General features: G+C 57.6%; 15 protein-coding genes and 1 pseudogene. 8 read left to right on the top strand and 8 right to left on the bottom strand.

What is annotated here, in order from left to right; genetic code table 11:
* Window positions 1-77: 77 nt before the first annotated feature.
* Both EKA13_RS22560 and EKA13_RS22565 read left to right on the top strand, forming a co-directional pair.
* Window positions 78-398 (top strand): annotated as a pseudogene (locus EKA13_RS22560) (SdiA-regulated domain-containing protein); the annotation flags it as partial.
* A 142-nt stretch (window positions 399-540) separates the two neighbouring features.
* Window positions 541-912: a hypothetical protein gene (locus EKA13_RS22565; protein ID WP_065285143.1), complete on the top strand. Its 372-nt coding sequence runs from the start codon at window positions 541-543 to the stop codon at window positions 910-912.
* Window positions 913-1,030: 118 nt separating this feature from the next.
* Here EKA13_RS22565 and EKA13_RS22570 read toward each other — a convergent pair whose 3' ends face one another.
* The 4 genes from EKA13_RS22570 to EKA13_RS22585 form a co-directional block, all read right to left on the bottom strand.
* Complete coding sequence (locus tag EKA13_RS22570; RefSeq protein WP_065285144.1) at window positions 1,031-1,543, bottom strand: hypothetical protein; 513 nt, start codon at window positions 1,541-1,543, stop codon at window positions 1,031-1,033.
* A gap of 115 nt (window positions 1,544-1,658) precedes the next feature.
* Window positions 1,659-2,522 (bottom strand): 3'-5' exonuclease, encoded by an 864-nt coding sequence (locus EKA13_RS22575; RefSeq protein WP_065285145.1) that lies wholly within the window; start codon window positions 2,520-2,522, stop codon window positions 1,659-1,661.
* A gap of 23 nt (window positions 2,523-2,545) precedes the next feature.
* Window positions 2,546-2,758, bottom strand: coding sequence for a hypothetical protein (locus EKA13_RS22580; RefSeq protein ID WP_176717471.1), 213 nt, complete (start codon window positions 2,756-2,758; stop codon window positions 2,546-2,548).
* A gap of 564 nt (window positions 2,759-3,322) precedes the next feature.
* Window positions 3,323-3,682 (bottom strand): DUF805 domain-containing protein, encoded by a 360-nt coding sequence (locus tag EKA13_RS22585; RefSeq protein ID WP_010792928.1) that lies wholly within the window; start codon window positions 3,680-3,682, stop codon window positions 3,323-3,325.
* Between the two features lie 376 nt (window positions 3,683-4,058).
* Here EKA13_RS22585 and EKA13_RS22590 point away from each other — a divergent pair, with 376 nt between their 5' ends.
* Window positions 4,059-4,313 (top strand): hypothetical protein, encoded by a 255-nt coding sequence (locus EKA13_RS22590; protein ID WP_010792929.1) that lies wholly within the window; start codon window positions 4,059-4,061, stop codon window positions 4,311-4,313.
* 62 nt (window positions 4,314-4,375) lie between these two features.
* Here the strand turns inward: EKA13_RS22590 and EKA13_RS22595 are convergent, their stop codons facing one another.
* On the bottom strand, window positions 4,376-5,758 hold the full coding sequence (locus EKA13_RS22595; protein WP_065761459.1) for a hypothetical protein: 1,383 nt from the start codon (window positions 5,756-5,758) through the stop codon (window positions 4,376-4,378).
* Between the two features lie 159 nt (window positions 5,759-5,917).
* Between EKA13_RS22595 and EKA13_RS22600 the strand changes: the two genes are divergently transcribed.
* Window positions 5,918-6,394 carry a hypothetical protein gene (locus tag EKA13_RS22600; protein WP_021018588.1) on the top strand — a complete coding sequence of 159 codons (477 nt, stop codon included), beginning with the start codon at window positions 5,918-5,920 and terminating at the stop codon, window positions 6,392-6,394.
* Window positions 6,395-6,527: 133 nt separating this feature from the next.
* Here the strand turns inward: EKA13_RS22600 and EKA13_RS22605 are convergent, their stop codons facing one another.
* Window positions 6,528-7,145 carry a hypothetical protein gene (locus EKA13_RS22605; protein WP_010792932.1) on the bottom strand — a complete coding sequence of 206 codons (618 nt, stop codon included), beginning with the start codon at window positions 7,143-7,145 and terminating at the stop codon, window positions 6,528-6,530.
* 545 nt (window positions 7,146-7,690) lie between these two features.
* Here EKA13_RS22605 and EKA13_RS22615 point away from each other — a divergent pair.
* On the top strand, window positions 7,691-8,668 hold the full coding sequence (locus EKA13_RS22615; RefSeq protein WP_010792934.1) for a hypothetical protein: 978 nt from the start codon (window positions 7,691-7,693) through the stop codon (window positions 8,666-8,668).
* 27 nt (window positions 8,669-8,695) lie between these two features.
* On the opposite strand, the gene EKA13_RS22620 is transcribed toward EKA13_RS22615, so the two are convergent.
* Window positions 8,696-9,403, bottom strand: a complete 708-nt coding sequence (locus EKA13_RS22620) for a DUF7673 family protein (RefSeq protein WP_034036499.1) — start codon at window positions 9,401-9,403, stop codon at window positions 8,696-8,698.
* Between the two features lie 107 nt (window positions 9,404-9,510).
* Between EKA13_RS22620 and EKA13_RS28665 the strand changes: the two genes are divergently transcribed.
* Window positions 9,511-10,434, top strand: coding sequence for a prepilin-type N-terminal cleavage/methylation domain-containing protein (locus EKA13_RS28665; protein WP_269465862.1), 924 nt, complete (start codon window positions 9,511-9,513; stop codon window positions 10,432-10,434).
* Window positions 10,435-10,585: 151 nt separating this feature from the next.
* A complete protein-coding gene (locus EKA13_RS22630) occupies window positions 10,586-11,410 on the top strand; it encodes an Ig-like domain-containing protein (RefSeq protein ID WP_038405176.1) in 825 nt (274 codons plus the stop codon).
* Between the two features lie 998 nt (window positions 11,411-12,408).
* Here the strand turns inward: EKA13_RS22630 and EKA13_RS28670 are convergent.
* A complete protein-coding gene (locus EKA13_RS28670) occupies window positions 12,409-12,531 on the bottom strand; it encodes a hypothetical protein (RefSeq protein ID WP_255251286.1) in 123 nt (40 codons plus the stop codon).
* A 140-nt stretch (window positions 12,532-12,671) separates the two neighbouring features.
* On the opposite strand from EKA13_RS28670, the gene EKA13_RS22645 reads away from it, so the two are divergent.
* Complete coding sequence (locus tag EKA13_RS22645; protein ID WP_245704391.1) at window positions 12,672-13,940, top strand: Y-family DNA polymerase; 1,269 nt, start codon at window positions 12,672-12,674, stop codon at window positions 13,938-13,940.
* The last annotated feature ends 33 nt before the right edge of the window (window positions 13,941-13,973 follow it).

Raw genomic sequence — 13,973 nt, forward strand, 5'->3', positions numbered from 1 at the left:
CGGCCTCAGCCACCATCGCATGCAAAAGCACTCGCAATAGTTCACCCTTCCCCAAGCGATAGTTCACCTATCCGGTTGCCAGCCTGGAAGGAGGCGTTTCCCTGCACGTCCGCGACATGTCCAACCTAGTAAAAGACAAGGTGTTTGCCACTGACTTGTCTTCGGTTGTATTCGATCAACAGAGCGGCCATCTGATCCTGCTCAGCGACGAGTCGAAACTGCTGATTGAAATGACCGACGAGGGCAAGGTGGTGAGTTTCCGCTCCTTGGCGAGGGGGTTTGCTGGTTTGCTGAAAGGTATACCCCAAGCCGAAGGCGTAACCATCGACGATGAAGGGTATTTGTACGTGGTCAGCGAGCCGAACTTGTTCTATCGCTTTACCCGCGAGACAGATTGACCAGTCAACAAGCTACAGTCAGGCGTGGCCGGGACGCTTGAACTGTTAGCGTACGATTTTTTCCGAATTCTGCGGGCTCCCCTGAGAGATCTGTCCTGGGATGACCTCAAGCCCGTTACTGCAAAGTCATAGAGGAAGTGTCATGACCAGACAGAAGCTTGGCGGGCTTGAGAACGTAGTATCCATCCGTCCTGGTATGGATGAACGCACAACCCTGCGAGATTTTGAAGAGCACCTGAGTTCGATGGAGCAAATTCTCAAGGTGTTCGATGGCAGCGAACCGGAGGCCAATATTCATACTGGACGCTATTTGCTCCGGGAGGCGTTGAAGAACACGCCCATTGTCGCCGCCGAAATTCCCGCTCTCCTGAAAGGTCGACTGGCGAAGCTGTTTCAGGACTTGGGCGCCCTTGACCAGAAGTTTCAAGGTATATCTGTAGCCCAGGTTCTGGAAGAAGACCCGGCACTCGCGACCTTCCTCCGTGAGCATGGCTTCGGCCTTGAGAACATCTAGAAATTTCGCGGTAAATCCCTAGTCCCCGCATCAAAGGAGCTGAGGCCACAGAGGACATCGTGTTGGCGTCCGCTTCACCGAAGTTAGGGGACTGATAAACATGATTCCCCAGGGAGGATCATTCGTAGGTAACTTTGGTTCTCTTCCTCAGACCTTCCCTCATGCTCTCCTCATTGCCGTTGTCCTTGTAGTAAATCACTCCATATGGAGGACCGTACTGGGCGAGCACCGGGGCAACACTGACGACTGTCGCCTCACCTTTGCCCAAAACTTCATCAATGAAGTCTTGGGCAGGAACAGCAGGTAATTCACCCGCGATCGACTGACAGACTCCTTTGGTTATCTTGTTCTTCGACCGGAACATGTCTTCTGGTTTGACGAACCCCACAGAAGCCGGGCAATACACCATCCGGCCACCTGAATAGCCCACCCCATCGACAAACAGGTAGCCCGTAGCGCCGAATGATTGACCAGCGACCAGAGGCTCCTTATCGGAGTGTGCTGCAGCCGCAGCACTCGCTATGGCCGCGGCCGCGGCAGTGCCGCCGGCATGGGCAAATAACGGAGTGGTGAGAAACAAGAATGTGAGGGCCAGTTTGAAGGGGGCACGGAACGGTATGACGCGGAGCATGCTGCTCGATCCTTCTATCGATGTATGCAGTGGGATTCTAACTGGAGGGGAGGGCAGATCCAGCGGAACGGCTACTCCTGCGGTCGCTCTGCGTATTCGGAGTGGAAAGCTTGGTCTATTCCGCGCTCGCCAAGAGGAAATCCAACTCCTGGTCGAGATCGCGGCGTACCTTCGCGATGGCATGCAGCAGGTCTACGGTACCCAGCACATCTCCTGCAGCTGAGTGTGCGGGGCCACGCCAGGTTACGCCGGCAAACGACATTGCTGCCGCAAGTGAGATGGTCCCATATCGGTTGGTTGCCCCATACATGGCCACCGCCAGGCCCATAGCGCAATGCTCCTGACACGTTGCAAGCCACCCATGGTCATCCTGGAATGCGTTCGCAGTTTGAATCAGCAGGCGTCGATCGAACTCGGAATTGAAGGTCACGATGGGACGACCGGCAAGGAGAGGTTTGACTTTTCCGGCAACGTCGAGCCAGGTCGGAGCATGCTGGAGCTCTTCAGCTCGGATTCGGTGCACATCTGCAGCCCCTGGTTCTATCGGAACAGTAGGCCGAAGCCTGGAGTTGAACAGAAGGTTCCCGTCGACGTCGGCGATCGCCAGTTCGATGATTTGGGCCTCGGTACCAAGACCGGTGGTCTCGGCATCAAGCACGAGAGGTGCTGAGGCCAGCCATTGCACTGCGACATGAGAGGCCTTGGCCACCTTGCTTTGCATCCGGCCCTTCAGTGCAAGTATGGCCGCCGCCCGAACTTGCTTGGGGGAGGGGGCAGCAGCCTTGCGGTCCCGCATTGGGAGGCAGTCCGCGATTCGGTACACACCGAAGGTCCCGCCATAACCATTCTTGTAATGCGCCACCGGCGTCGCATCAGGTTTCGGCTTCATCCGGAACTCGTCCCGAAGCCGACCTTTGGAAAAGGACCTGTCGGCCGCTATTGCTTCTGCTCTGAGTACCTCGAGCTGGAATTGATCCATGGCCTCACCTCGTCGCATCTGGGTTACCGACCAAGCACATACGGCTCGAGGAAATCTCTCAGGCCAGTGCGCTCAAGCGTCGAATCATTCACCAGGTCCTCATGGTAACCGGCGAGGACAGCGGTTTCTTGTACCTGGTAGAGGTCGACTATGGAATAGGGTTGCTGGGCGCTTACTTTCTCGTAGCCGTAAAGCGCCGATAGCGCCTCACCAGGTAGCGCGGTTACCGTAACCAACGGGCTTCCGCGCCGCCCCTATAACAACATAACGCGCAACGCTACGACCGCCACCCTGAACCTCCTCTGTAAAACCTCACCCTTTAAGGCGGCTTCCCTCGATAGAAAGCCGCTACCTGATCGCCTGCTATAACAACATAACCTAGGAGGTTCCGACCATTTCTGCGTTCCTCCTGCACCATTTCCACCCGCCTGGACCTCCGCATCGCATAACCCACCCCCATACCTGTCTAACCCTTTCCCTTTTTCTTTCCTTTCTTTTCTTTCCTTTTCCCCATTTCTTTCCACGCGCGGCGCAGGCAACCCGGCACCGGCAGATAGGCCCTTTAAAGGGTTGGACAGGGTAAGGGGGTATCAGGAGGGGCGCCGCCATCAGGCCCACCGCAGGTTATGTTGTTATAGGTCACTCCGGATTCGACCGAGTTGCCAAGGGCGAGGGTAGTAGGCCAGGTTGGGCTTTTGCAGAGGTGACGCCGGCGCGGAAGGAAAAGGGAGCACCGCCGGGCCGGAGAGCGCTGACGGCTATGTTGTTATAAGTTTGCCTCAGTGCGGCCAGCTCAGCGCTCACTTCCCGCCAACATAAGGCGAGGAGGGAGGCGCGACCGGCAGGTCGACCGGCTTACGGCCGGGGAGTAGGAGCAGGATGGCCAGGATTGCCAGGCCAACGAAGGGGATGAACCACAGCAGAAGCATCCAAGGGGTGACGCCGGCGTCTTTCAGACGCTGAATGGCATTGCCGGCGATGACCAGAAGCGCGAGGAGGATCAGAAGTCTGCCGAGCAACCCGAAGGGGCTCAAAGCGACCAAAACGGATACCAGGAATACGTCGGCAAGCAGGCAGAGCCAGAAGAAAGTCCGACCCTGTCGGTTCTTGAACTTGAAGGCGCCGGTGAAATGCCGGCAGTAGTGGGAGAGAAGATTCACGCGGGCTCCTTTGGACATGTCGAGCCGCTGCTCTGCAGCTCGGACACTCATCCTATCTCAGAGTCCGCATGCTCCCCCGGCAAAACACAGGATGTAACGCCAGGCACCAACTACCAGGGTTTCTGCCACCTCCTTTGGGATGAGCAGATGCCCTAGCATGATGAGGCTGAAGAACAGAGTGAATTTCAGGAAAAATTGGCGTAGGAACACCTGGTCGACCTCGATGTATTGAGGCGAGGGAGTATACCTCCCCAGACGGCCACAGCCACTGAGGTACCGTTTGGCTTGCCGACATTGGGCGGTGCGGTACCCTATAGGGACATCAGCCGCTGTGTGTGCAAATCAGCGGCGACAACCACTACTAGGAGAAATGAGCATGCTGCAGTTCATTCGCCGGATGCTCGGTATGGAACAACTGAACCTCATGGAGGACAATTCGACTGGCTCCCCCAGAGCGATGAGTGATGCTGAACTGCGCGAGTGGGCACAACAGTTGTACGTGAGGTGTAATACCGAAAGACTTTCCAGTTATGGAATCAACCCCTGGACACTGCTACAGGCACAGCTGGATGATCAAGCACTAGCTGAGGTCCGCCGTTGGTCAGGTAGCCCACGCCCGGATATGTCGTAGCTGCAGGCAACTCGAATCTCAGTCCAGCCGACCTCACCTTCTTTACCTGCTAGGCTTGGGAGTTACCTGCAATCTGCAGGCCGATCGGCTTCACGCCATAGCGCTATGGTCGACAGCATGACCTCCACCATCCCCAGAAGTAGCAAGCTCTGGTTCCACGAGTGGCCCTGGATGAGGTTCTCCAGCCAGAAGTTGATGGCGGCCAGGCCCGGAGGCCCAATATCGATTTCGCCAAGCGTCTGATGAAGGCACTCCGACAGATCTAGTGTGTCTGCCGGTGATCCTCGCGGGATGGCCAAGATGTTCAGCCACACATCGTCGTCCAGGGCAAAGACGCGAAACGATCCGTGGTACGGTCCACCGACCAGCTCAGCACAGCAGCGCTCATCACCACCCCCACCGAGCAGGTTCAGCGAATCACAGAACGCATCCTCGCTTTCCGGAAAAAGCACCAAACCCTTTCGCTCCATGCTGCGCTCCAGCAAGGACTCCAGTCGATCCGCGGTCGCGCCATTGATGGCCAGGCTTCCGTTCAGAAAAGGCGGCCATTTCCCTGGCTCCAGAGCAGAGCCGAACAGTTCTTGAGGCGGGAAGGGCAGCCCCCGGACCACCGACCTAAACCAGAGCAGATCTTCTATGTCGTAGAGCCCTGCAGGTTCACGGTCACCGGTCATCATCACGGTGCGAAATGCCTCACGGAGCATCTCAGTTGCAACGGGTTTCTTGGTCACGGAAACCATCCATCCCGTCTGGTATTTGATTTTGAGCTCCTCATGAGGGGCCATCGGTGGTACCGATCGCGCCTGGCGCTTCATCCAATCGGCAATATCCAGCCCCACCAGGTGCTGCGGCCAGTGCGGAAGGTGCACCGGTCTCAGGCGGTGGTTCTGGAAAGCATCCTCTGCATGTCCAGGCCTCGGCGAGTTTTCCCATACCCGGTGATAACCCTCCAAGCCCTGGTTCAAGCGAGCCAATACCGCCTCTTGACTCTCCAGCCGGTGCTCCGTCAACTCCTCCAGGGAAACCATGCTGTGCTTGACCAGGTTCTGTGATTGCCTCCTGGTTGATCCAAATGGGTGCCCATGGCCGATGGCCACTTTCTTGATGACTTTCTCTTTATCCATCTGCCCCAGGACCCGCCGCAACGGGTAATCGTCCAGCAATTCCGATTCCACAAGAAGGTGGCCAGGCATGCCCCCGAGGGTGAGGAACTCTGTCCATGCCAAGTACAAAAAAGACTCGAGTGGGATGGGTTCATCACCGAAGTACAATCGCTGCCAGTAGATCCCAAGCCCCTCAACGCTGAGCGTTGCGACCACAAGCGGACGTAGTTCGTGCCGCTCCAGATCTTGCGGATTCAATCCATCGGTGCACCGGTACGCCATGCAGTCCTTGCCGATGAATAAATACTTGCTTTGCGCAACTGTTAAGTGTTGGGTAAGCATCGCGATGCTTCCGGCAGTTTTTCGAAAGTGTAGGCCTGTTCCTGGCATGTCGCGGCAATCCGACATCAACAAGGAATCCGCGCCATCAACTTGACTGGGATTTGCTGTTTTCGCTCGATACCGTTGGCCTCGATCGCTCCCCATAGACCCGAGGTAACAATGGTCAAACGCTCATTTGCCACTCTCACTGCCCTGGCGGCTGCACTGACGCTGGCCGGCTGTTCTTCCACCTGCTTCAAAGAATCGCCCGCCCAACAGGTGGCCACGTTCGAGTTCGTGATCAAGGAAATCGATGCCAACAAGCAGGAGCGCGTGCTGCAGCGGCCCCGAATTGCCGCGCAGCTCAATACTCAAGCGGAATGGCGTCAGCTGCATATCGTGAAAGAGGGCGCGCTCGAAAAATCACGCTCGGGATACATCGTGGCCATCCATCCCTATGCCGTCCCAGAGAAGCGGCAGTCCGAAAAGGCGGTGACCTTCGACCTGGTCGTCGACCAGTTCATTCCTGAAATCGGCGCAACTCAACTAGCCACTTCGGGTACTGGGGCGGCCGTAAACGGCGGCGAGTCGACGATCTTCTGGACTGCGGCCGGGAAGAAGTACACCCTCGAAACGCGGCTTGTCAGCCTGGACTAGCAGGCGAACCGCCGGCCCGATCACAGAGTCGCCAAAATGCAAAAAACCGGGTTTCAAGCCCGGTTTCTGCATTTCTTTTGGTTCAAAGTCCGCCAGCGTTTGAATGTCACAGACCTCGCAGTTACCACCTGGGTCAATCGCGAAGTTTGATCCCGTCGCTCCGATGCAGACTATGGCGCCTACGGCGCTCACCCTGCATCTTTTTGGCCATCTTAGGATCGGCCTGGCCGCCCGGCTTAGCACCGGCGTTGACCATCCTGTCGCGCTCCTTGTTGAAGCGGTATCGGTCGATCAGGCGCTGTATCACTGCGCTCTGCTGACGCATGCCGGCGACGGCGCCGTCCAGACTCACCAGACTCATTGCCGCACCTTGGGGCCAGAGGTTGTCGATGAAATCGTCAACCGATCGGCACTTATAGGCAACATGATAGGAGTTATAACCCAAGGCGCGCGCCACCATGCCTTGTACCTCAGTCAGCCTGATCTCAGCCCCATTCCTTCGTGCGAGCTTCAGCAAGCGGGTACTGTAACGCTTGAACTGCCCGATATAGAGGCCGGTTACCTGGGTCAACAGCAAAAGCTGATCGGCCAGGCGGTCGTCCCGTAGGACATACTCCTCCTCGGCTTTCCACCCCTCCAGGTTGTTCGCAGCCAGGAAGGCTTCAAGGTGCTGCCCAAGACTTCGGGTAACATGCCTGGCGGTGATCTGCTTCGGGATCTCCTCAGGAGGGAGTTCCTGGATTTCTGGCATGCTTGTCTCGCTGAACGTGATCAATGGTTTGAACCATGATACCGCCCGCGCGACACTTGACCAGTGTCGGCCACGGCACGACCAGCGAGAGGGCGGTGGCAGTCACCACCAGGCGGCCTGGGTTATCTCCAGAGGTTAAAACGCAAACCCGGCCTGCTGGGGTGTGCTGAGGAAGCGCTCGAGGTCGCCGTTGAATATTTCACTGGCATCGCGGCCGCGGGCTACGATTTGGCCGCGCACTTTCAGGTGCTCGATGTGGACTCGGCCACAGGGATCACACTCCTGGTACGACAACTCGGCTTCCAGCTTATTTACGACAGAGCTTCGGCCTTTGGTGGCGGCCCCGCATCGGCACTGCATCTAAGGACTCCTTCAGGGAGGTTGCTACAGGCCTGATGGTAACGGTTGCACTCCCATTTTCGTGGCCGAAAGTCCTTGCGGGCTCCCAACCTACGGTTTAGGGATTTTCCAAGACCGGTTTCGCTGGTACTCGGGCGATCGGGAAGTAGCATCCAGATTTCGATCCTTGGTATGCGTGCCCTCCGATGTCTGAAAACCTCTTCAAGACCTTTCTAAAACCCTCCCCAGACTCATCGCCTTACAGCCTGACGGAGCTGCAGTCCGGCACGTTCCAAGAGTGGTTTTCTCGGCATGCTTTCGACCTGGTCATCGATTACTCGCAGTTCCTGCTCTACCTGTCCTTCTCGCTCTCGATGATCCTGTTCTTCCGTCGCACGCTTTCGCCCAAACTCATCACTGGCGCCTTCGCTCTTGCTCTTGTGATCTTCCGCTACGGGGAAAACCAAACTCTTGGCCACCTGCTCCTTCCGGAAGGGTCGAATCCGCAGCTCGTTCCAACGTTCCTCGCCGGCATTGCTGCCAGTGGGCTCATCTTGCTGGTCGTCGTGAGACGGTGGCGGACGCTTGATCGGATAATCATGTTGGGAGCCCAGGCCGCCGTGATCGGCACTACGCTGATTTTCCACGTCACCCTAGTCCAAACTGCCCTCCCGGGGTGGAACTGGAACATCGCCTGGCAGCACCGCAACCTGCTCGATCTTCCCAGTGCGGAATTTCAGGACGGGTGCAAGGCAGAGGGGGTGGCGTGTTGGTCAGGCACGTCGTTACGTGCTGAAGACTTTCCGGCGCCGCTCCGGGGCCAGATCTTCGGCACCTATGTCGACCTCTCCACTCGGCCATTTACCGAAATGGGGACCACTGTCGGCATCGACAATGATGAAAAGACAGGAAGCATTGCGGCCGTTCTTCTGTACAGGAAGGCAGGCCTCTACAAGGTAATCGTCGACTACGCCGATGCGGTGGGCGCGCACCGGGTGATCCTGCGACTGTTCTACGTGCTCTGCTCGGTCGCCCACTCGATCTGGATCTACCTGGCCCTTTTCCTAATCGCTTTCCATCACAGACGATTCAGCCGCCGGGGCCATGCGATGCCGTCCGCTGGGAATGTCAGTGCAGCGCAGGTTCCTCCGTTTGAACCAGGCCCTTCCGGCATCCCTAACTGAAGCTGCACCGCGTGGCTTGGCCTACCCTCATCGCACAGCTTCCGCGTCTGCGCTATAGGGTTCGATCGACCAATCCTGAATCAGCCTGTTGAACACGCTCACCCCCTCAAGGATGTTCTTGTCGATCCCATGGCGGGTTTCGTACAGCAGGCGGATTACCGCGATGCACTCCAGGAAGAGGTCATGGTCGATACAACGGAACCTGGTGGGGTCGAAGGGGTATCGGCATCCGTCGTAACACCCCACCAAGAACCGCGCGATATGGCGGCACTGTCCAGAAAAGCCTTGAGCCACAGCGATTAAATGCTGCAGGGACTTCTTCCCGAGGGTCCGAAGGACCTCTGATGTTTCGTCCTCCGACGTCGGTATCTGCATTTGGATGCGGCTCGGTGGCTGCCAACGCTCAGCCATTCCATTGTAAACCGAACTTCCGTTCTCTACGTACTGGTGTACCTCCATCGCGGGGGCGGAGTCCATCAGCAACAGAGCTATGCAGTCTTCCATGACGCTGCGATTAAGCACCCTCAACGAGGCAGGATCGATCGGGAAATCCTGGCCGTTGTAACAGCCCAGCAGCAGCGACCTGACCACCTGGTTCTGGATGCCGTCGCCTTGGGCAATGGGCAAGAGTCGATGCAGGGCTTTCTCTCCTGCATAGCGTATCCGTGTGTATGGACTTTCGAGCTGTTCACCAATATTGGCGGAAGCTTGCTCCGGACCAGGGTCAGTCATCATGAGTCCCTCCTTTTTGCTGACCGGAACAGCCTAATCCAGATCTGAGGTTTGCTCCACGATTTACCGAAACCGCCTACATCGTAGGAATTTCAGCGTGTCGTTTTGACATGGAGTCCAACAAATGTGCTCGTAGCATTGGTGCCTACAACTTCTGCTTAGGAGCAATGAAGATGGGGCGGGAATGCCAGCAGGGCTTCACCTTAATGGAGCTGGCAATAGTGCTTGCGATCACGGCGATGCTCGCCGCCGCAGCAGTGCCAAACTACATGACCAGGGTGAACCAGAAACGCGCGGACACCACAGTCCAAGACACCCAGGCGATCATCGACGCCGCACGGGCCTATCGAAGCGAGAAGGGCACCTGGCCAGGTGATGCTACATGCTCGAATGCTATTCAGGCGCTCGGAGCGACAACCCCGCCAATGCTCGCAGGGGTGTCAAATATCAACCGTTACAACTACCCGATCACAACCTCCTGCACCCAGTACACCTTCAGTGTCGATCAGAACACCACCCAAGACTGGGACGGGGTTGTGGTGAATGGTTTACCGGGTTCTCAAATCATCAACTCATCCACCTACCAGATCCGCACCACTGTTGGGGTTCCAGGGACTGAACCAGCCCTGGACGGGAAGCTCTCGCGCCTGGCCTCGGCGAACGCGGAAATGAACCGCATGCGTACCAACCTGCTGATGGGTAACAACGACATCAACGAGGTCAATGCGGTCAACGCTCAAACCCTCAACGCTGCCGGCGCAGTCAACGCTCAAACGGTCGCTGCTACCGGAAATATCAGCACCGCCGGCTACGTCGAGTTCACCGGCACGGCTGCAGAGGGAGGGGGCTGCGCGAAAGCGGGGCTCGTCGCTACGACATCCACCGGTGCGCAACTCACCTGCCAAGGGGGCAAGTGGGTGAAGTCGGTTATCTGGAGCCCGGCGATCGTAAGCACAGGTCAATCGTGTGCCAGCTTCCCGAAAGGCTCTTTGGCGTTCGACAGTGCGGGGAATCTCTATGTTTGCAAACCTTAAGGCCCTGGCAGTGGCCGGGGCCTTCTTTTTGATGTCCGTAACGACGACTGTCTCAGCGGACTCTTGGAAGCCCATCCGTAGCGGGTCCAGCTCTAGTGGGTGGCAAAAGGTCGTTTGCGATCGATCGGGGAATGGATGGCGGTCCTGCAACATGGGATTGACGATTGTCATCCAGGCAACCCCGGGCTCCCTCGCTGCCCTCGGTGAGAAGGCGACGTTGGTGGCAACAGTCCAGGACTACGATGGGAACAACGCCGGCAGGGGCGTAGTGATCAACTGGACCACCAGCGACGGCGGTCTCAGTGCTGCGACGACGACGACGGATGCGAACGGCCAGACATCGGTCGTTCTCACTTCGTCGAAGACAATTGGCGGGGCCACCGTGAGCGCGACGTCGCCGGCGGAAGGAGGTACAGGGCAGATCACTGTGCCGTTCACCGATAAGTGGGTATCTACCAGTGCGATGTACTCAGCCTGGCAGGACTCTGGAGCCCCGTACAGTTGCAGCGCCTGGTCACCCGACGCGAGCACGATCAATCAGGGAACATCATTCACTCAGTCTGCCGTTTGCTACCAAAACCAGATCGCGTACCAACAAAACCGGGAAGTGAGCCTGGTGACTGGCCAGGTCCGAAACGTTGGGGGGGTGATCCCGCTATATCAAACTGTCCAGGCAGCACGTTCCCAGCAAGCCGTCGGTACCAAACAGAGCACCCCGAGTTGTGCTTGGTCCTCATTCACAAAGAACGGGGTCTACGCCACCGGCTGGGATCATGGCGTGTCGAACACCGGTGGGCCGAAACAGGGGTACCGGCTTTACCTAGGGCAGTACATCGGAGAGGTTGCCAACGCGACTGATAGCTTCGCCTACAACGGCCGAATCTACACTATAGGAAAATTCCGACAGTCCACCTGCCTCGGCAAAAACTGCGCATCGAGTCGTGAGGAATACGAGGCCTGTTCTGTTCCGCAGTAAAGAGTCGAACTCGTGAGTCGGGCAGGACTCAGTTGCAGTCCTGCCGACTCACCCGAACTGACATGATCAGTTGGCCATCCCTTCCAACATAGTTGTACCGATAGGTTCCCCCCATCTCCATGAACGGGGAGACCATGTTCGGCGTCGCGCAGACTTTCGAAATGATCTCTGGGCCGAGTGCCTTTTTTACCGCTGCAGGGTCCAGGTCTCGAGATGCATACCGACGGAATCGATACCAGTATCCCCATTCCCTACCGCTACCAGTCACGTCATAAAATTCTGTTTCTGCGTCGACCATCTTGGGGAGATCTTGCTTTGCGCGAGGGATGCCTCGAGCGAACAGCATTCGGAAGAAGTCATCCTCGGTCATGCCCTTGGCAGCAAGAGCTTGTCGGGTTGCTTCTGCAGATACGCCTCCAACCGCAGTCCCTCCGACGCTGCCAGCAGCAGAGCCCAGTGCCTGTCCTAGCTTCCCAGCGTATGCGGCTTCAGGCGCAAGTAGCGCCACCCCTGCCAGCAGGATGAGTCCCGACCAGCCTGCCCCGAAAATCCCATTCCTTCCGCCCATCCTGCCCACGCTCCCTGTCCAACACATATTGAGGTTTGCTCCACGTTTCGCAGCAATCGATGCACGCTGACTCGAACTGACCGGCGGTAACCCGCAGTCGCGCCTGGGACATTTACCGGCCATATACTGCACGGTAGAGGCCATGGATGGCCCCCCTTCAGCAAAATCCTCCCCGCTGACAGTGACATACCCAGTGCGCGCAGCTTGACGCCAACCCGGGGCTGATCTCTATACTGTACGCATATACAGTTTTGAGACGACCGCCCAGATGGACTGCTTTACGTCTCCCGGCCGGCGGCTGTCCAGTCTCGCCCTGGCGCAGCAGCGCCTGAAGATCACTGGTTTCCAGAGCCCGGCTGAGGATCACTCGCTATTTCCTCCCTCCCTTGACGCCGCGGTGGGATGGGGTGCACCCAACATTTGGCTTTGGCTAGTCGACACCGACGATCTTGTTGGGATCGGAGTGCACCGGAACGATGTACTCGTGGTCGACCGCGCCCTCGAGCCTAGCGCCGGCAATGTAGTAATAGTGGTGGCGAACCATGAGCATCATTTGGCGCTCGTGGAGCGGGTAGCACTGGAACGACTACATCTTGCACGGGTAGGAGCCGACGGCCGCCATCGCGAAATCCTGGCCGACGAAGAGCAGGTGGAACTATGGGGAGTGATCAGCATGCTGCTCAGGAGCATGCTGTGAGCGTCTTTGCCCTGGTCGATTGGAACTTTTACTGCTCATGTGAGCGGATCTTCCGTCCGGACTTGGCACAGAAGGCAGTCGTGGTCCTTTCGAACAACGACGCCTGCATCATCGCACGAAGTCGGGAGGCTAAAGCGTTGGGCCTAAAGATGGGCGACCCATACTTCAAAGTGAAGCGGTTTCTCGACCAGAGGGGAGTGACAGCCTTTTCGAGCAACTATGCGCTATACGCCGACGTGTCGAATCGTGTGATGCGGACCATTAGCACTCTGGTCGCCAGCATCGAGGTCTACTCAGTTGACGAATGTTGGTGTGACCTTACTGGAATGCCCGGCGACCTGGAGCAGTTGGGCCGGGATATTCAGGCACGAGTTCGACAGTGGGTGAATATCCCAGTTGGGGTGGGCATCGGGCCGACAAAGACGTTGGCCAAACTCGCACAGTGGGCAGGGAAGAATTGGCCGGCAACCGGCGGCGTGGTGAACCTGATGGACTCTCAGCGCCAGCAAAAACTCTTGAAACTCGCGCCGGTGGGGGAGGTGTGGGGTGTAGGCCGTAAGCTCTCCAGTCAACTCGAGACTCTAGGGATCAAGACCGCATTCGACCTTGCCAGCGCGGACCCGAGGCACATCGGAAGGATGTTCTCGAAGGTTCTGGAACGAACCGCCCGGGAACTACGCGGGGAGCAGTGGCTGAAAATGCACGATGATCCTGATCCGAAGAAAGAGATCGTGTCGTCCAAGATGTTCGGCCGGCGTGTCTACCTGCTTGAGGAATTGCGCCAGGCAGTGGCCGCGTACACCACTCGCGCAGCGGAAAAGCTTCGGGAGCAGGACTCCGTCTGCAGCGAACTTGTTGTCTCGGTTCAAACCAGCCCGTTTGCCGATCCTGCAGAACGTTACTGGAACGGGGCCAGAATGCTCCTACCAACACCAACTGCAGACACCCGCGACCTAATTCAGGCCGCAAACCAGGGCCTTCACGGGATCTACCGGGACGGATTCGCATATTCGAAATGCACCATACAACTGTGCAGGCTCAGCCAGCTGGAGGGTCTGACTCACGATATGTTCGCCCCGCAACCGCGGCGAAACGTCGACAGCCTCATGGCAACAATGGACCTGGTGAATGAACGATTCGGACGCGGGGCATTGCGGGTAGCATCAATCCCAGTGGAAGCCGGCTGGGCGATGCGGCGCGAGATGCTTTCTCCCTCATACAGGGGTTTGGGGAGCAATGGAACCAAAAACCAACGTAAGCTCTGAATCCCACCGTAAAGGGGCTTTCCGATCTCCAGC

The organism is Pseudomonas defluvii, from assembly GCF_001695625.1.
Taxonomy (GTDB): domain Bacteria; phylum Pseudomonadota; class Gammaproteobacteria; order Pseudomonadales; family Pseudomonadaceae; genus Aquipseudomonas; species Aquipseudomonas defluvii.